General features: G+C 68.7%; 16 protein-coding genes. 2 read left to right on the top strand and 14 right to left on the bottom strand.

The genetic code is table 11. From position 1 onward, the window contains the following. Window positions 1-30: 30 nt before the first annotated feature. From ACP7AI_RS10240 to ACP7AI_RS10180, 13 genes are all read right to left on the bottom strand, one after another. Window positions 31-1,992 carry a heme-binding protein gene (locus ACP7AI_RS10240; RefSeq protein ID WP_426166980.1) on the bottom strand — a complete coding sequence of 654 codons (1,962 nt, stop codon included), beginning with the start codon at window positions 1,990-1,992 and terminating at the stop codon, window positions 31-33. Beyond that, window positions 1,989-3,344 carry a multiheme c-type cytochrome gene (locus ACP7AI_RS10235; RefSeq protein WP_426166978.1) on the bottom strand — a complete coding sequence of 452 codons (1,356 nt, stop codon included), beginning with the start codon at window positions 3,342-3,344 and terminating at the stop codon, window positions 1,989-1,991. The genes ACP7AI_RS10240 and ACP7AI_RS10235 overlap by 4 nt, the downstream gene beginning before the upstream one ends. Window positions 3,345-3,437: 93 nt before the next feature. Continuing rightward, window positions 3,438-4,646 carry an acyl-CoA dehydrogenase family protein gene (locus ACP7AI_RS10230; RefSeq protein ID WP_426166976.1) on the bottom strand — a complete coding sequence of 403 codons (1,209 nt, stop codon included), beginning with the start codon at window positions 4,644-4,646 and terminating at the stop codon, window positions 3,438-3,440. A 5-nt stretch (window positions 4,647-4,651) separates the two neighbouring features. Continuing rightward, window positions 4,652-5,395, bottom strand: a complete 744-nt coding sequence (locus ACP7AI_RS10225; protein ID WP_426166974.1) for a ThuA domain-containing protein — start codon at window positions 5,393-5,395, stop codon at window positions 4,652-4,654. Window position 5,396: 1 nt separating this feature from the next. Continuing rightward, the gene (locus ACP7AI_RS10220) at window positions 5,397-6,176 is read right to left on the bottom strand and encodes a glucose 1-dehydrogenase (protein WP_426166972.1); all 780 of its coding nucleotides are present in this window, start codon (window positions 6,174-6,176) and stop codon (window positions 5,397-5,399) included. Window positions 6,177-6,195: 19 nt separating this feature from the next. Next, window positions 6,196-7,302: an acyl-CoA dehydrogenase family protein gene (locus ACP7AI_RS10215; RefSeq protein WP_426166970.1), complete on the bottom strand. Its 1,107-nt coding sequence runs from the start codon at window positions 7,300-7,302 to the stop codon at window positions 6,196-6,198. After that, the gene (locus tag ACP7AI_RS10210) at window positions 7,299-8,537 is read right to left on the bottom strand and encodes a cytochrome P450 (protein WP_426166968.1); all 1,239 of its coding nucleotides are present in this window, start codon (window positions 8,535-8,537) and stop codon (window positions 7,299-7,301) included. The genes ACP7AI_RS10215 and ACP7AI_RS10210 overlap by 4 nt, the downstream gene beginning before the upstream one ends. A gap of 52 nt (window positions 8,538-8,589) precedes the next feature. Further along, on the bottom strand, window positions 8,590-8,973 hold the full coding sequence (locus ACP7AI_RS10205) for a limonene-1,2-epoxide hydrolase family protein (RefSeq protein ID WP_426166966.1): 384 nt from the start codon (window positions 8,971-8,973) through the stop codon (window positions 8,590-8,592). Window positions 8,974-8,985: 12 nt separating this feature from the next. Continuing rightward, window positions 8,986-9,693: an SDR family NAD(P)-dependent oxidoreductase gene (locus tag ACP7AI_RS10200; RefSeq protein ID WP_426166964.1), complete on the bottom strand. Its 708-nt coding sequence runs from the start codon at window positions 9,691-9,693 to the stop codon at window positions 8,986-8,988. Continuing rightward, on the bottom strand, window positions 9,693-10,703 hold the full coding sequence (locus tag ACP7AI_RS10195) for an NADP-dependent oxidoreductase (protein WP_426166962.1): 1,011 nt from the start codon (window positions 10,701-10,703) through the stop codon (window positions 9,693-9,695). Before ACP7AI_RS10195 ends, ACP7AI_RS10200 begins: the two co-directional genes overlap by 1 nt. 12 nt (window positions 10,704-10,715) lie before the next feature. After that, window positions 10,716-11,459: an SDR family NAD(P)-dependent oxidoreductase gene (locus tag ACP7AI_RS10190; RefSeq protein ID WP_426166960.1), complete on the bottom strand. Its 744-nt coding sequence runs from the start codon at window positions 11,457-11,459 to the stop codon at window positions 10,716-10,718. Then, complete coding sequence (locus ACP7AI_RS10185; RefSeq protein ID WP_426166958.1) at window positions 11,456-12,190, bottom strand: SDR family NAD(P)-dependent oxidoreductase; 735 nt, start codon at window positions 12,188-12,190, stop codon at window positions 11,456-11,458. The genes ACP7AI_RS10190 and ACP7AI_RS10185 overlap by 4 nt, the downstream gene beginning before the upstream one ends. Window positions 12,191-12,264: 74 nt before the next feature. Beyond that, a complete protein-coding gene (locus ACP7AI_RS10180) occupies window positions 12,265-12,585 on the bottom strand; it encodes a Rieske (2Fe-2S) protein (RefSeq protein ID WP_426166956.1) in 321 nt (106 codons plus the stop codon). A 274-nt stretch (window positions 12,586-12,859) separates the two neighbouring features. Between ACP7AI_RS10180 and ACP7AI_RS10175 the strand changes: the two genes are divergently transcribed. Together ACP7AI_RS10175 and ACP7AI_RS10170 are read left to right on the top strand one after the other, a co-directional pair. Beyond that, entirely contained in the window at window positions 12,860-13,630 is a 771-nt protein-coding gene (locus tag ACP7AI_RS10175) for a helix-turn-helix domain-containing protein (RefSeq protein ID WP_426166954.1), read from the top strand. 180 nt (window positions 13,631-13,810) lie between these two features. Beyond that, the gene (locus ACP7AI_RS10170) at window positions 13,811-14,407 is read left to right on the top strand and encodes a LolA family protein (RefSeq protein ID WP_426166952.1); all 597 of its coding nucleotides are present in this window, start codon (window positions 13,811-13,813) and stop codon (window positions 14,405-14,407) included. Here the strand turns inward: ACP7AI_RS10170 and ACP7AI_RS10165 are convergent. Beyond that, on the bottom strand, window positions 14,404-15,549 hold the full coding sequence (locus ACP7AI_RS10165; protein WP_426166950.1) for an acyl-CoA dehydrogenase family protein: 1,146 nt from the start codon (window positions 15,547-15,549) through the stop codon (window positions 14,404-14,406). The two genes, ACP7AI_RS10170 and ACP7AI_RS10165, sit on opposite strands and share 4 nt — an antisense overlap. Window positions 15,550-15,593 lie beyond the last annotated feature (44 nt).

The raw sequence follows: 15,593 nt of genomic DNA, 5'->3' as shown, positions 1-15,593 counted from the left end.
CCCGCCAGCAACAGCGCGGTGGCGGACAAGCTAAAGCCCCTGGCAGGCATTTTGCTCGGCCGTGTCGACGAAGGGCGCGAACGGGCAGCCGACGAAGCGCAGCCGCACGCCGGCGGTACCGGCCAGCGGCACGATGACCTGGTCGCTGCGGATGCTGGCGGGCGGCAGGCCGATGCCGCCGATGCGGATGCCGGCGTTGGCGGTGCCGAGGAAGGCGATCATGTCGTCCTGGTCGATGCCGTCGCCCGACACCCCGACGGCGCCGACGAGCGTGCTGCCGCGATAGACCGGCACGCCGCCCGGGAAGATCTGCAGGCCGTTGGCCAGCCGGTTGCCGCCATCGGGGGTGGCGGCGATGAAGGTGCAGCGCGCCGGATTGCCGCCGCCGAGCACCTGCACCAGGCTGGGCGTGACCAGCGCCGATTGCAGCCCGGTCGAAAACGCCGAGAATTGCGATATGGGCCGGGACAGCGGCCCGTTGGGTCGCGCCACCTCGCCGTCGGGAAAATAGGGGCGGGCGAGATTGCCGATGGCGCGGTTCGACACGGCGATCCGGCCCGACAGCAGGTCGCCGCTGCCTGTGAAGGCGGTGATGCGCGGCCCGAAATCGCGCACATTGGCGTCGGGGCTGCCGTCGGCGCGGGTCGCGGCCGCCAGGTCGGACGCGGCGAAGCGGCCGGAGAAAAACGCAACGCTGCGCGCCTTTTGCAGCGCCACATCGATCCCGAAGACGGGGGCATCGGGGGAGCGCACGATCCCCAGCGCCGCGCCGCGGGTATCCACGACCGAGATCGATACCTGGGCGCGGCTGTCGAGTGGCCGGCGGATCTGGGCGCGGGCGCGCGCCATGATCTTGAAGGCTTCCTCGAGCAGCGTGCGGACCTCGGTGGCGCTGAGCGGCGTGCCGGCCTCGGCAGCGTCGGTGCCGGCGCGGACGGGGAAGCGGTTGTTGCCGGCGCCGTCGCTGAGCACAAAGGCGTCGGGATGGTTGAATTCGGTGGTGCCGGAGGCCGGGCGGATGCCGCTCGCCTCGCTGCCATAGGCGCTGCCGGCAACGATGCTGCCGGCGAAGAAGCCTGCGACCGGCGCCAGGGTGCCGGCACTGCCGCTGATCGTGGCATAGCCGGGGGCGGAGGCGGGCACCGATTTCAGCGCCGCGGCATCGATGTCCGCATAGCGCAGCGTGGTGCCGTCGACAGAGATGCGGTTGGCGCGGATCGCCTCGGGTGCCTCGAAGCCTGTGCTGGCGGCGATGGCGATGGCTTCCTCGTCGTCCCGGTCGATGTCGACGACCTCCGGGTCGAAGCCGTAATCGCCATCGGCCATGATGCCGACGCCGCCGATGACGGCGCCGTTGCGGTAGAGCGGAAAGCCGCCCGGATCGGCGGCGAGGCCCAGCGGCGCGCGTTTCGGCCCGATCATCGGCGCGCCGGTGCCGACGCGCGTGTTGAGGTCCGAACACGGCAGCTGCGAGAATTGCACGCCCGACAATGGCCCCGATTCAAGGCCGATGCTGTTCGCGGACGGCGGGAAATGCTGCTGGACGATCATCGAGGCGGTGCGGGTGGAGAACGCGTTGCCGCCCGACGACAGATAGGCGCCGGTCAGCGCCTTGGAGATCGCCGCCAGCGCCGCCGGCACGGTGACGCCCTGCAGGTCGGTGTTGCCCTGGCTGCCCGGGCGCAGCTTGGCGGTGGCCGGCGCGCCGGTCATGCTGAACACCGCCAGCACATTGCCGACGCGATCGACGACGGCGATCACGCCCGGCCGGTTGCGGGCCCGCGCCTCGGCTACCGCGCGGGCGATCACGGTTTCGACATCGGCGGTGGTCAGCGCCTCCGCGGCGGGGCGGGCAAAGACGCTGGCGGGTTGCGCCGGGGTCGATGGTGTGCCGCCCGGACTGCCGCCGCTGGACCCGCCGGCCGGCGTGCCGCCGCCGCCACAACCGACGAGCAGCAGGACCAGGCCCAGCGTGGCGGCGCGTGGGATCACTGCAGCGCCCTGACGCGGGTGGCGACACCCGCCAGCGCGCTGCGGAACACGGCCGGCTGCCAGCGATTGGCGTCGCGCGCCGCGGCATAGGCGCGATCGAGATCGGGTCGAATGGCATCGGCGGCGGCGCGATCGATGTGGCGGCCGCTGACCAGCGCCGACAACAGGGTGTCGGCGGCCATCACCGCCTGGGCGCCGCCCTGGTAATCGGTATAGGCGCCGGCGCTGCCGACCAGCACGGCATCGAGCATGGCGAGGGTCTGCGCCTTGTCGAAGCGGCTCGTTTCGAACGCTGCTGCGAGGGCGGCGGCAGTGCGGCCGAGATCGGCGGCGGCGCGCAGGGCACCGGCGCGGTCACCGGCGAGGCTGGCGTGGAAGGCGCGCGAGCGGCTGTCGAGCTGGCGGGCGAGCGCCGGCGCCGCGACGCGGGCGGCGGCCTGCAGGGTGATCAGGCTCTCATCGTTCCACACCGGCTGGCCGGGCGGGATCGGCCGGCCGGGGTTGCTGCGCGCCAGCAGCGGCACGGCGGGGTCGTCGCTGAAGGTCCGGTGGCACGACCGGCAATCGAAGAAGGTGAATTCGGGAAAGCTGCCGGCCGACCGTGCCGGGTATAGCGCCAGCGCGCGGCCGACGGCGAGGGCCTGGCCGACCGCCCAGACCCTGACGCCGCCGGCGACGGGCTTGCGGGCGGCATAGTCGGCATCCTCGTCGTGGTGCGATTGCAGGCTGGTGAACAGGTCGAGCTCGAAGGCGAGGCGCGGGTGGCCGGCGGCCATGATGCGGTGGCCGACGAACTGGCCGGTGTTCGACGAGCCGAAATGGCAGTCGAGACAGAGGTTGGCGCGGACGGCGGGGCGGTCGATGGCCCAGAGGCCGCGCGCGACATTGGCGGTGTGCGTCGCGCCGACCGCGGCGTGGCTGGCGAGCCAGCCGGCGCTGGTGCTTCCGGCACCGCCGTGACAGGCCTCGCAGCCGACGCCATCCGCCTGGCGCCACTGCGGCCCGCGGCGCGGGGCCGGGTCGCCATGGCAGGCGGTGCATTCAGGGCTGTGCGCGACATCGGCGATGCCGAGCCGGGCGCCGATGGCACGGGCGCGGGGTTGCTGCAGTACCTTCCAGGCGCGGGCATGGGCGCCGGCGAGGCTGGCCGGGTCCTGCCAGGTCAGCAGCTCGTTCTGGCGCACCCGCGGGCCGGTGGCTTCCTGTCGGCCGTGGCAGGTACTGCCGCCGCAGCTGACGACACCCTGATGAACGTTCTCGTGGATGGCGGGATCGGGAGCAGCCGCGATCAGCAGCAGCGCGACGAGCGCGAACAGCGATTGCCGAATGAACTGGTTGTCGGCACCCGCCATCGTTCCCCCCGGCGAGGACGGTAGCAAAGCGCACAGGCCTTGGAAATGTAGGAACGGTACAAACGACTTGCCCCATTGCGGGGAGTGCGTCGGCTACAGGCCCAGCACCGTCTTGGCGATGATGTTCTTCTGCACCTCGTTGGAGCCGCCGAAGATCGTCCAGGCGCGGCTGTTGAGATAGGTCGGCATGGCGAGTTGCGCCGGCTTCGATCCGATCGGCTCGGGGCTTTCATTGCCATAGAGCGGGCGTTCGGTGGCGAGCTGCAGCCCGTCATAGCCGAACATCTCGACCGCCAGCTCGTCGATATGCTGGCGCAGGCTGGAGGCGACGAGCTTGACGAGGCTGGTCTGCGGCCCGGGCTTGCGACCCTGCGCGAGTTCGCCGAGGACGCGCAATTCGGTCATCTCGAGCGCCTCGGCCTCCAGCTTGAGCCGCGCCATGCGGCGGCCGAATTCGGTGTCATGGCCGAGGGCACCGTTGATGCCGGAGGGTTGCGACATCGACAGCCGCTCCATGCGGTCGAGCTCGGCGATCAGGCGCGGGGCGGCGCAGCTGCCGCCGCGTTCGTTTTCAAGCAGGAACTTGGCGATGGTCCAGCCCTGGCCCTCCTCGCCGATGCGGTTTTCGACCAGCGCCTCGACGTCGTCGAGGAAGACCTGGTTGACCTCGTGGTCGCCGGCCATGCCGATGATCGGCCGGATGGTGATGCCCGGCTGCTTCATGTTTATGAGCAGGAAGGAGATGCCGGCCTGGGGTTTCACATCGGGGTCGGTGCGGGCGAGGCAGAACATCCAGTCGGCGTAATGGGCGTGGGTCGTCCAGATCTTGGTGCCGTTGACGATATATCTGTCGCCGTCGCGGACCGCGCGCGTCTTCAGGCTGGCAAGGTCGCTGCCGGAGCCGGGCTCGGAATAGCCCTGGCACCACAGGTCCTCGCCGGTGAGGATGCGGTCGAGGAAGCGCGATTTCTGCGCCGGCGTGCCGTAATGCGCGATGACCGGGCCGACGAGTTTCAGCCCCAGCACCGACAGCGACGGCGCATCGGCGAGGGCGCATTCCTTTTCGAAGATGTAGCGCTGGACGGGCGTCCAGCCGGTGCCGCCATGTTCGACCGGCCATTGATAGGCGAGCCAGCCCTTGCTGTGCAGGATGCGCTGCCATTCGAGGCCGATCTCGGGTTCGACGAACACCGATGGCGTGCCGTTCATGCCGTCGCGCAGGTGCTGCGGCAGCTCGGCGGCCAGGAACGCGCGCACCTCGTCGCGAAAGCTGAGGTCGGCGGCGTTGAAGCTCATGTCCATACAGGCTATTCCAGTTCGCCGGACGCCCATTTCAGGCAGCGCCGCAGCAGTTCGTGATAGATCGGATAATTCCAGGCGCAGCGTTCGGGATGCGGCCAGAACGGCGTGAACACCGCGACATCGTAATGGCCGCGACAATGGCCGAGCGTGCAATAGACAATTTCGCCGCGCCCCTGCGTGCGGCGATAGAGGATCGGCACCTCCGCATCCTGCCACTGGCTGGCGGTGAAGCCGGTCGCCTCGCCGGTGAAGCGGGTCAGCATCAGCGTCTCGATCTCGGCGGTGGTGCGCGACAGGTAGAGCTCGTCGACGACCTCGAAATCGCTCATGCCGCGGGTCAGCGGGTCGCCGGTGTCGGGCACCTCAACGGTGAACGGCCCGATCGGCGGGTGCGCGACGAACTGGGTGCCGAGCATCTCCATCACCTCGGGCGCCTCGTTCGGGGCGTCGACCACGCCGGATTCGAGGAAGCGCAGGATGGAATTGGTGCCGTGCAGCGCCAGCCAGCGGCCGCCCCGGTCGAGAAACGCCCTCAGCGCCGCGACTTCGGCCGGCGCCGGCATCACGTCGCAGGTATAGGTGATGAGGAAGTCGCAGGCGGCGAGGCGTTCGGTGTTGGCATAGTCCATCGCCACGGTCGCCCGGATGCGGGGTTCCTCGGCCATGAGTTTCAACAGCTCGAGCCGGGCGTAATCGATGTCGTGATATTTGCCGGCGGCGATGAAATGCGCCTGGATTGGGCCGCTCATGTCAATGCTCCCGAATGAAGCCACCGCCGTCGACGGTGAGCTCGGTGCCGGTGGTGAAGCTGGCCTCGTCCGACGCAAGGAAGAGGCAGGCGGCGGCGATTTCCTCGGGCTTGCCGCAGCGGCCCATCGGATGGCTGGCGGCAAAGCCGGCATAGGCCTGTTCGCGGCTCAATTCGGGGTTCATTGCGAGGTAGCGTTCGAGCATCGGCGTCTCGATGGCGCCGGGGTGGACGCTGTTGGCGCGGATCGGCCAGGCTTTTGCGGCGCATTCGAGCGCCGTGCATTTGGTCAGCATGGCGACGGCGGCCTTGGACGCGCAATAGGCGGCGAAGATCGCGCCGGGGCGCAGCGCCAGCATCGAGGACAGGTTGACGATCGACCCCGATTCGCCTGCCGCCACCATCGCCGGCAGCGCCGCCTGGGTGCCGTGGAAGACGCCGTCGAGGTTGATGCGCATGGTCCGCGCCCAGGCGTCCTTCGACACTTCCGACACGGTACCGGGTTCGGAAATGCCGGCGTTGTTGACGAGGATGTTGAGCTTGCCGAAGCTGCGCAGCGTGGCTTCGACGGCGGCGTCCCAGCTGTCGGGAAGTGTCACGTCGAGCAGGATCGCATCGGCCGCCTCGCCCAGTTCACGCGCCAGCGCCTTGGCCTTGTCGAGCTGGATGTCGCCGAGCATGACCCGGGCGCCTTCGCGCACAAAGGCGCGCGCCGTCGCCGCGCCCAGCCCCTCGGCGCCGCCCGAGATTAATGCCACCTTGCCCGCCAGCCTGCCGGTCATCTGCGTGGTACCCCTGTTGTCATGCCGCGCGGCGATAATCGTCGAGCGCGGCGGTGGCGTCGCCGAAGGTCAGCGCCAGTACGCGGATGCGCTTCAGGGCATGGCCGATGACGAGTTCGTCGGTGATGCCCATGCCGCCGTGCATCTGGACGGCGGTGTGCGCGACGGTCAGCGCCGCTTCGGCGACAAAGGCCTTGGCCCCGGCCGCGGCGCGGGCGAAGTCTTCCGCCGGCGTCAGCGCAGCGCGGACGACCTGGGAGCGTGCCTGTTCGACCAGCACATAGGCGTCGGTCATGCGGTGCTGGATGACCTGGAAGCTGCCGAGCGACTGGCCGAACTGGGTGCGGGTCTTCACAAAGGACAGCGTATTGTCGAACAGCAGCGTCATCAGGCCGAGCATCTCGGCGGCGGCGGCGAGGCGGGCGGTTGCGACAGCCGGTGTCAAAGTGTCCAGCCCCTCGGCGAGTTGCGCTGAAGCTGCGACTTCGACGCCCCGAAGCGCGATCTCTGCGGCCACCGAACCGTCGGCCAACCGATAGCTGCGGCGATCGACGCCTGGAGCGTTCGCGGGCACCTGAAAAAAGCCGATGCCATCGCGGTCGCGGGTCCCGCCCGACAGCCGCGCCGACACGATCAGCACATCGGCGGTGCCGCCGGCGAGCACTGCCGACTTGATGCCGTCGATGACGACCTTGTCGCCTTTCGCCCTGGCCGTGGTGCCGACATGGGCGAGATTGTAGCGCGCCTCGCGCTCGGCATGGGCCAGCGCCACCAGCGTCGTGCCGGCCATCAGCGGATCGAGTGGCGCAGTCGCGCCGGCGCCATCGAGCAGCTTGCCGGGAATGATCGCGGCGTCGAGCACCGGTTCCGCCACCAGCCCGCGGCCCAGCGCCTCCATGCACGCCGCCAGCTCGACGCGGCCACCCCCCAGCCCGCCGTTTGCCGCCGACACCGGCAGCGCCAGGATGCCGCTTTCGGCGAGGCGCGCCCAATTCGCCGTCGAGAAACCCGCCGGGGTGATCCGTGCCGCGCGCCGCGCCTCGAGATCGCCGCCATAGCTATCCGAAACGAAGCGCTCGACCGCCGCCTTCAGCAGTGCCTGGTCTTCGGTCAGGTCGAAATTCATGCGCGTGTCACTTCGATATCGAGCCGGCGCAGGCCGCGCAGCAGCATGTTGGGAACGTGCGCGAGATCGGCGTCGGCGGCGAGCCGGAAGCCGCTGATCCGTGCCAGCAGAACCTCGAACGCCACCGCCAGTTCCTTGCGGCTGAGCATGTTGCCGACGCACATGTGGATGCCGCGGCCGAAGGCGAGATGGCTGCGGGCGTTCTTGCGGGTGACCTCAAAGGCATCGGGGTTCTCGAACCTGGCCGGGTCGCGGTTGGCGGCGGCGAAGCGCAGCATCATCATCGATCCGCCGGGCACGGTGACCCCGCCCAGCTCGGCATCCTGCTTGACGACGCGCCACAGCCCGGCGGTTGGGCTTTCGAGGCGCAGCATTTCCTCGACCATGTTGGGGATGAGTTTCGGGTCGGCGCGGACCTTGGCCTCCTCCGCCGGATTCTCGATGAGCAGCAGCACGCCGCCGGCGAGCGTCGAGGTTGTGGTCTCGTTGCCGGCGACCATCAGCTGCTGGAGGATCGACAGGATCTCGGCGTCGTCGAGCGGCTGTTCACCCTCGATCCGGGCATGGACGAGATCGGACAACAGGTCTTCGCGCGGGGTGGCGCGGCGGGCGTCGATCTGCACCTTCATGGCGTGCTGGAACTCGACGACCTCGCGGGCGCATTCGAGCTCGCGTTCCTTCGAAATCATGCCGCCGAGGCGATCGGCAAAGGCATCCGACCAGCGTTTGACGGTGAGCACGTCGGTGTCGGCGATGCCGATCTGGCCGGCGATGACGGCGACCGGCAGCGGCACGGCGAAATCCCGAACGAAATCGATGCGGCCATCCGCCGGGAAGGCATCGACGAGCCGGTTCACGATGGCGCGGATATCGGCCTCGATGGCGTCGACGCGCTTCATCGAAAAGGCGAGATTGACCAGCTTCCTGAAGCGGGTGTGGACCGGCGGGTCGGCGGTCAGCAACGTGTTGCGCTGGGGCCAGCCTTTGTCGAGCTCGGCGGTGACATCGGGGTCGGCGGCGCGCTGGCCGGCAAGGAGGGCGCTGAAGTCGTTGGAAAACTCGTCGATCCGCCCGGTCGCCTCGGCGAGCAGGTCGTAGGAGCTGACGAGGGTGATGTTGGTGCCGGGCAGCACCATGACCGGGCGTTCGGCGATGGCGGCCTGGTAGTAGGGGAACGGGTTTTCGAGCACCTGCGGCTCGAACAAGCTCGTCCGGTCAAGGTCGATCTTTGTCATGGCGGCAAGCTAAGGCGCTTCGCGGACTTTGCGCGACGGTGATTTATATTAGCTACGGCTTTGGCGGAGCATCCTGGGCGGGCATCTGCGCCATGAATTGCCCGAGATCGAAATAGTCGCGCCACACGGCGATCTTGCCGCCGCGGATTTCAAAGGCGCCCATGACGCGGATCGACACGTCCTGGCCGCCGAAGCGCAGCATGTCGGTGCGTTCGGTCAGCACGACGTTGCCGGCGGCGGCGATATGGTGGATCTCGAACCGGGTCGCCGACGGCGGCATGGCGGCGAAGAAGGCCTTGAAGCCGGCAAGGCCGCTGATCGGTTCCATCGGAATGTTGTGATAGTGGATGTCGTCGCTGAGATGCGCATGGATCGCCGGCCAGTCGAGGCGATCCCAGGCGGCGCAGAAATCGATGACGATCTGTTCGGGGGTCATGCCGGGGGTCCTTCAGGGATGCGCCATCGCGCCACCGTCGACGGCGATGCCATGGCCGGAAACGAAGCGCGCGTCGTCACTGGCAAGGAAGGCGATGACCGCGGCGACATCGTCGGGGGTGCCGATGCGCTTCAGCGGCGCCTTGTCGCGCCAGAAGCTTTCGAATTCGGGCATGGCGGCAAAGGTCGGCGCGGTGATGCCGGTCATGATCGCGCCCGGCATGACGCAGTTGACGGTGATACCGACGGGGCCGAGCTCGGTCGCCAGCGACCGGGTCAGGCCGAGGACGCCGTGCTTGGACACGGCATAGGCAGCCATGCCGGCATCGCCATAACGCGACATGACCGAACCGATGGTGACGATGCGGCCCTGGCGGCTCGCCTTCAGCACCGGGGCGGCGGCGCGGCAGAGCTTGAAGACCGCGGTCAGGTTGATGGCGATGGTGTCGTCCCAGAAGGCATCGGGGTGGCCATCGAGGGGCATGAAGCCGCTGATGCCGGCGTTGCAGACGAGGATGTCGAGGCCGCCGAGCACGGTGGTGGCAGCGGCGACGATGGCTTTGGCGGCGCCCGGGGCAGCAACATCGATGGTGAGGTCGGTGTCGCCGGCGCGATCGACGGTGAAGACCCGGGCGCCGTCGTCCTGCAGGCGCTGGACCGTGGCGAGCCCGATGCCCGAGGCGGCGCCGGTGACGACGGCGGACAGGCCGGCGAGTCGCATCAGAACTTCAGGATCAGCTTGCCGTCGTTGCCGCCCGAAAACAGCGTCATGAAGGCGGCAAAGGCGTTGTCGATGCCGTCGACGATGTCTTCGTCGAAGACCAGTTTTCCCTCGGCGAGCCAGCCCGCCATGACCGCGGCGCCCTCGCCGAAGCGCGGTACGAAATCGCGGACGAGCAGCCCGTTGATGGAGGCGGAATGGACGATCAGCTGCCACAGGTTGCGGACGCCGACGGGGGCCGGGGCGTTGTATTCGGAAATGAGCCCGCACAGCGCGACGCGGGCCCCGTCGCGCAGGTTCATCAGCCCGGCGTCGAGGATGATGCCGCCGACATTTTCGAAGATGACATCGACGCCGTCGGGGGCGGCGGCGGCGATCGCGGCGACCAGGGCCGCTTCGTCCTTGCCGCGGTAATCGATGGCGGCGTCATAGCCGTAGCGTTCAATCAGGCGGGTGCATTTGGCCGGGCCGCCGGCGATGCCGATGACGCGGCAGCCCTGGAGCCTGGCGATCTGGCCGACGAGGCTGCCGACCGCGCCGGCGGCGCCTGTCACCAGCACGGTTTCGCCGGCGCGGGGTTTGCCGACTTCGAGCAGGCCGAAATAGGCAGTCAGGCCGACGGCGCCGAAGACCGAGAGGTAGTTGGTGACGGCGGGAACGGCGCCGGGGTCGATTTTCTGGGTGAAGCCGCCGGGGACGGCGACCGAATAATCCTCGATGGCGTTGAGGCCGAGCACCCAGTCGCCGATGGCGAAATCGGGGTTGGCGCTGGCAGCGACGGTGCCGACGGTGGTGGCGCGCACCGGGTCGCCGAGGGGGACCGGCGGCATGTAGCTCGGCGCGTCGTCGAGCCAGCCGCGGATGGCGGGATCGAGCGAGGCATAGATGTTACGGACGAGGACTGCGCCGGGGGCGAGGGTCGGCGTCGGCGCGGTCTGCAGCGCGAAATCATCCGGCACCGGCGTGCCGTCGGGGCGGCGGACGAGGACGAAGCGGCGGTTGTCGGGCATGAGCTTTCCCTTTCAATCGGCGCCGCGGCCGCCATCGACGGTCATCGCCGTCCCGGTGACGAAGCGCGAGCGCGGTCCGGCGAGGAAGCTGGCGGCAGACGCGATGTCATCGGCAAGGCCGACGCGCTGCAGGGCATTGCCGTCCATGACGAAATCGCGGACTTCGGGCGAGTCGCCATAGGCGTTGGTGATCATCTCGGTCAGGATCACGCCGGGGTTGAGGCTGTTGACCCGGCACGGCGGGGTGAGGTCGCCGGCCTCCACCGCCGCGATCTTGGAAAAATGCGTGACGGCGGCCTTGGCGGCGCAATAGGCAGCGCAATCCTCCAGGCCGATGACGCCGGCCAGCGACGAGATGTTGACGATCGAGCCGGCGGTGGCGGTGTCGCGCATTGCCCGCAGCGCCCATTTGGTGCCCATGACGACCGATTCGACATCGGCCTCCCACAGCGCACGGAATTCGGCCAGGCTGGTGTCGGGCAGGGGCTTGGAAAAGAAGGCGCCGGCGGAGTTGATGACGGCATCGAGGCGGCCGTAGCGGGCAGCGATATCCTTGGTCACCCGCTCCCAATCGGCCTCGACGGTGGTGTCGAACGCGATGAAGTCGGCGCTGCGGCAGAGGGCGACGGTGGCGGCGCCGCGTTCGGTATTGCGACCGGCGGCGACGACATGAAAGCCGTCGGCCGACAGGCGCGCCGCGACGGCGCGACCGATCCCCGAAGTGGCGCCGGTGACAAGAGCGACACGATATGTCATGCCGTCAGAACCCAGCCGCCGTCGACGATGTGGTGCGCGGCCGTGATAAAGCTGGCATCGTCAGAGGCGAGGAACGCCACCTGCTCGGCGATGTCGTCAGGCCGGGCATAATCCTTCAGCGGCAGCTTGGCGAAGCTGTCGGCGGCGTCCCAATAGGCGGGACCGCCGAACATCTCCTCGGTCATCGCGGTGCGGGTGCCGCCGGGGCAGACGGCGTTGACGCGGATGAAGTCGCCTTTGCGCCCGAGCTCGACGCCGATGGCGCGGCACATGTTGATCTGCGCCGCCTTGGCGGTGCCATAGGTCGTCGTCTGCATGATCGGCTTCAGTCCCGCGATCGAGGCGATGACGATGATGCTGCCGTGGGCCGGCGACCCCTGCTTGCGCATTTGGGCGACGGCGGCGCGGATGCCGAGAAAGGCACCTTCGACATGGACGCGCGACTGCTGGCGCAGTTTCGCCATGTCCATGTCGATGATCGAGCCGAAATCGGCGGTGCCGGCGTTGGAAACCAGGATGTCGAGCCGGGCATGGCGGGCGACGCATTCGGCGACGGCGGCGTCCCAGTCGGCCTCGCTGGTCACGTCATGGGCGAACTGGCCCGGCTGCGGGCGGATGTCGGTGCCGAGCACCCGGGCGCCCCGGGCCTCCAGCAGTGTCGCACACGCGGCGCCGATGCCCGAGGCTGCGCCGGTGACCAGGGCCACCTTGCCGGAGAGATCGTCGCTCATGGCGGGAGTTTGACGGAGCGGGGGGGGTGCCGCCAGCCCCGCGAAATGGTGAGGCAGGCTTTCCTCCCGCGAATCTACAGCAGCACCTCCACCCGGTCGCCCACCACTCGCACCGGCCAGGTGGCGATGCCGGTCCACGCCGGCGGGCCGAGGTGGCGGCCGGTCTTGAGGTCGAAGCGGGCGCCGTGATGCGGGCACATGATTGCGGAGCCGCGCACCCGACCGCCCTCCAGCGACAGTGCGGCGTGGCTGCAATCGGGCGCCATGGCGAACCAGCTGCCGGCAGCGTCGCGGACGATCAGCACCCTGGCGGCGCCGACCATCCGGCATTGCAGCGCGGCCGGGGCGAGATCGGCGAGTCCGGCGTCCTGCCAGTTCTCAGGCGGGTCCGACATGATGCTCCGCGGCCGTTTGGCGCTGCCGCGGGATGCCACCCGGGCCCGGCGATTCGCGCCGGATCTGCAGCCCAAAGCGGCAGGTGGAGCAATATTCATCGACCATCGGTGCACACCTTCGACGCGAGCGGCATTGCAGCGGCCGCCCGCCCGTTCTATTCTTGCGTCGCAACGTGCAGTCTAGGCCCGTCAGAGGCCAGCGCGACACCGCTCATTTGTGGGAAGTCGCGGAACGGCGAAAAGCCGATGGCACGGCCACTGGGGAGTAGACGCGATGGACCTTGCTGCCGATCTCGCCGCCGTTTCCGTTCGCAGCCTCGCCGATGTGCGCGGCGCCGCCGAGGCCTTGCGTGACATCGCATTGCGGCTTGGCGAATTCCGGGTGGCCGTTTGCGACAATATCGCGTCGAAACAGACGATGCTCGATGCCGATGGCAATGTGCTGGCATCGGAAGTGTTCGGCTGGACCGGCGAGAACGAGCGCTGGTGGGCCGATTCGCGGCTGGCGCTGTCGTCGCCGATTCCCCGCGCCTGCCGGTACGAATCCGAACCCTTCTGGGTCAATGCGCAGGGCTTTCGCACCCGCCAGCCGAATCGCTATCTCGATCAGATCGGGCTGGACAACTTCGAGAAGCGCGCGTTGACCAAGGTGGCGATCGTCATCCCGATCCATCTGCCGTTCGGCCAGATCGGCGCGGTCAGCTACAACTGCAAGGACAAGCTGCGCGAGGATTTGTCGACCGAGTATGAAGCGCATGCGGATTACCTCGGGATCGTCACCCACCGCTTCGTCGCCGGTTATGTGAAGGCCCACCGCACCCGCCAGTGGCTGCCGAGCGACTGCCAGCTGACCAAGCGTGAAGTCGAATGCCTGCGCTGGGCCAGCATCGGCAAGACCGACAAGGAAATCAGCCTGATCCTGTCACGCAGCCATGCGACGGTGCGTTTCCACATCCAGAATGCCGGGGAAAAGCTGGACGCGGTGAATCGCAGCCAGACGATCTTCAAGGCGGCACAGCTGGGGTATCTGGGGGCGGCGGCGTAGCGCGCCCGAACGCAGCGACGCCGGCCGTGCCGGTTAGCTGGGCGCGGAGACGCGCAAGCCCGGCCGGCGGGGCGGCGGGGCTTTCCCCGCCGAACCCGTCCGACGCCAGCACGGGCCTTGCCCGTGCCCTGCCTGCCCTCATTCATTGCAGCGCAACCCGCCGGCGCGCATTGAAGCGCCATGAAAACGCTCCTCATCGCCCTTGCCCCCGTGCTCGCCCTCGCTGCCCCCGCCACCGCGGCGCCGCTCGACGATGTCGCGGCCTCGTTGAAGGCGACGACCAGCCTTGGCGCCACTTTCACCCAGACCGGCGCCGATGGCCGGGTGCTGACCGGCAAGATGATCCTGGCCCGGCCCGGCAAGATCCGTTTCCAGTACGACACGGCCAAGCTGCTGATCGTCGGCAACGGGCGGACGCTGACCTTTGTCGACTACAAGGTGAACCAGGTCTCGCAGTGGCCGGTGAAATCGACGCCGCTCGGCATCCTGCTGTCGTCGGAGCCCGATCTGTCGCGGGTGGCGACCGTCACCGAATCGAACGCCACCCGCGTTATCGTGGAAGCGCGCGACCCGAAGCGGCCGGAGTTCGGCACGCTGTCGATCGCCTTTGTCCGCGATTCGGCCGCACCCGGCGGGCTGGCGCTGAAGGGCTGGACCGCGCGCGATGCGCAGGGCGGAACGAGCACGGTCCAGCTGTCGGCGGCGACCTATAATGCCGACCTGTCGAAGGCGGATTTCGGCTTTCGGGACCCGCGCCGCCCGGTAACGCGGGGCTAGTTCACCGCGCGCAGCAGCTCCCGCGCGGTGATCATCCGCATGATCTCGTTGGTGCCTTCGAGGATCTGGTGGACGCGCAGGTCGCGGAAGATGCGTTCGACCGGGAAATCCATCAGATAGCCATAGCCGCCGTGCAGCTGCAGCGCGCGGTCCGCCACCGCCATGCCGGTGTCGGTCGCCAGCCGCTTGGCCATGGCGGCAAAGCGGGTCTTGTCGGGGGCATTGGCGCTGACCTTGGCGGCGGCCTGGTAGAGCAGCGCGCGGGCGGCGGCGAGCTCGGTTTCCATGTCGGCGAGCTTGAACTGGGTCGCCTGGAAATCGGTGATGGCCTTGCCGAACTGGATGCGTTGCCGGGCATAGCCGATGGCTTCGTCGAGCGCGCGCTGGCCGCCGCCGAGGCTGCAGGCGCCGATGTTGAGGCGGCCGCCGTCGAGGCCGGCCATGGCGATGGCAAAGCCCTGGCCCTCGGCGCCGACGATGTTCGCCGCCGGCACGCGGACATTGTCGAAGTTCACCTGCGCCGTCGGCTGCGAATGCCAGCCCAGTTTGCGTTCCGGCGCGCCGAAGCTGACTCCGGCCATGTCCTTTTCGATGACCAGGCACGAAATGCCCTTGGGGCCATCCTCGCCGGTGCGGACCATGGTGACATAGATGTCGTTGACGCCGCCGCCGGAGATGAAGGCCTTTGACCCCGTGACGATGTAATCGTCGCCGTCGCGGACGGCGCGGGTCTTCAAAGCGGCGGCGTCGGAACCGGAGCCGGGCTCGGTCAGGCAATAGCTGGCGATGGTGTCCATCGTCACCAGCGACGGCAGGTACTTGGCCTGCACCGGCGCCGCGCCATAGGCGTCGATCATCCAGGCCGCCATGTTGTGGATGGAGATGAAGGCGCTGGTCGACGGGCAGCCATAGGCCATCGCCTCCATGATCAGCGCCGCCTCCAGCCGGCCGAGGCCGATGCCGCCGTTGGCCTCGCTGACATAGATGGCGGCAAAGCCCAACTCGGCCGCGGCCTGGATCGTCACCTTGGGATAGATGTGCTTTTCATCCCATTCCGCCGCGTGGGGCGTGATGCGGTCGGCGGTGAAACGGCGTGCGGCCTCCTGGATGGCGCGCTGGTCGTCGGTCAGGTCGAATTGCATGGGTGCGCTCCTGCTATCCCGGGCTTGACCCGGGACCCAGCTAA

Source organism: Sandarakinorhabdus sp. DWP1-3-1, from assembly GCF_049896705.1.
GTDB lineage: Bacteria > Pseudomonadota > Alphaproteobacteria > Sphingomonadales > Sphingomonadaceae > Sandarakinorhabdus.
This window is presented reverse-complemented; position numbering and strand designations above follow the sequence as displayed.

Coding starts and splice junctions, on each gene's coding strand:
- ACP7AI_RS10210 (WP_426166968.1), bottom strand. CDS start 8,537: ATGACAAAGATCGACCTTGACCGGACGAGCTTGTTCGAGCCGCAGGTG.
- ACP7AI_RS10200 (WP_426166964.1), bottom strand. CDS start 9,693: ATGCGACTCGCCGGCCTGTCCGCCGTCGTCACCGGCGCCGCCTCGGGC.
- ACP7AI_RS10230 (WP_426166976.1), bottom strand. CDS start 4,646: ATGGACATGAGCTTCAACGCCGCCGACCTCAGCTTTCGCGACGAGGTG.
- ACP7AI_RS10180 (WP_426166956.1), bottom strand. CDS start 12,585: ATGTCGGACCCGCCTGAGAACTGGCAGGACGCCGGACTCGCCGATCTC.
- ACP7AI_RS10190 (WP_426166960.1), bottom strand. CDS start 11,459: ATGACATATCGTGTCGCTCTTGTCACCGGCGCCACTTCGGGGATCGGT.
- ACP7AI_RS10185 (WP_426166958.1), bottom strand. CDS start 12,190: ATGAGCGACGATCTCTCCGGCAAGGTGGCCCTGGTCACCGGCGCAGCC.
- ACP7AI_RS10195 (WP_426166962.1), bottom strand. CDS start 10,703: ATGCCCGACAACCGCCGCTTCGTCCTCGTCCGCCGCCCCGACGGCACG.
- ACP7AI_RS10205 (WP_426166966.1), bottom strand. CDS start 8,973: ATGACCCCCGAACAGATCGTCATCGATTTCTGCGCCGCCTGGGATCGC.
- ACP7AI_RS10175 (WP_426166954.1), top strand. CDS start 12,860: ATGGACCTTGCTGCCGATCTCGCCGCCGTTTCCGTTCGCAGCCTCGCC.
- ACP7AI_RS10225 (WP_426166974.1), bottom strand. CDS start 5,395: ATGAGCGGCCCAATCCAGGCGCATTTCATCGCCGCCGGCAAATATCAC.
- ACP7AI_RS10170 (WP_426166952.1), top strand. CDS start 13,811: ATGAAAACGCTCCTCATCGCCCTTGCCCCCGTGCTCGCCCTCGCTGCC.
- ACP7AI_RS10220 (WP_426166972.1), bottom strand. CDS start 6,176: ATGACCGGCAGGCTGGCGGGCAAGGTGGCATTAATCTCGGGCGGCGCC.
- ACP7AI_RS10235 (WP_426166978.1), bottom strand. CDS start 3,344: ATGGCGGGTGCCGACAACCAGTTCATTCGGCAATCGCTGTTCGCGCTC.
- ACP7AI_RS10215 (WP_426166970.1), bottom strand. CDS start 7,302: ATGAATTTCGACCTGACCGAAGACCAGGCACTGCTGAAGGCGGCGGTC.
- ACP7AI_RS10165 (WP_426166950.1), bottom strand. CDS start 15,549: ATGCAATTCGACCTGACCGACGACCAGCGCGCCATCCAGGAGGCCGCA.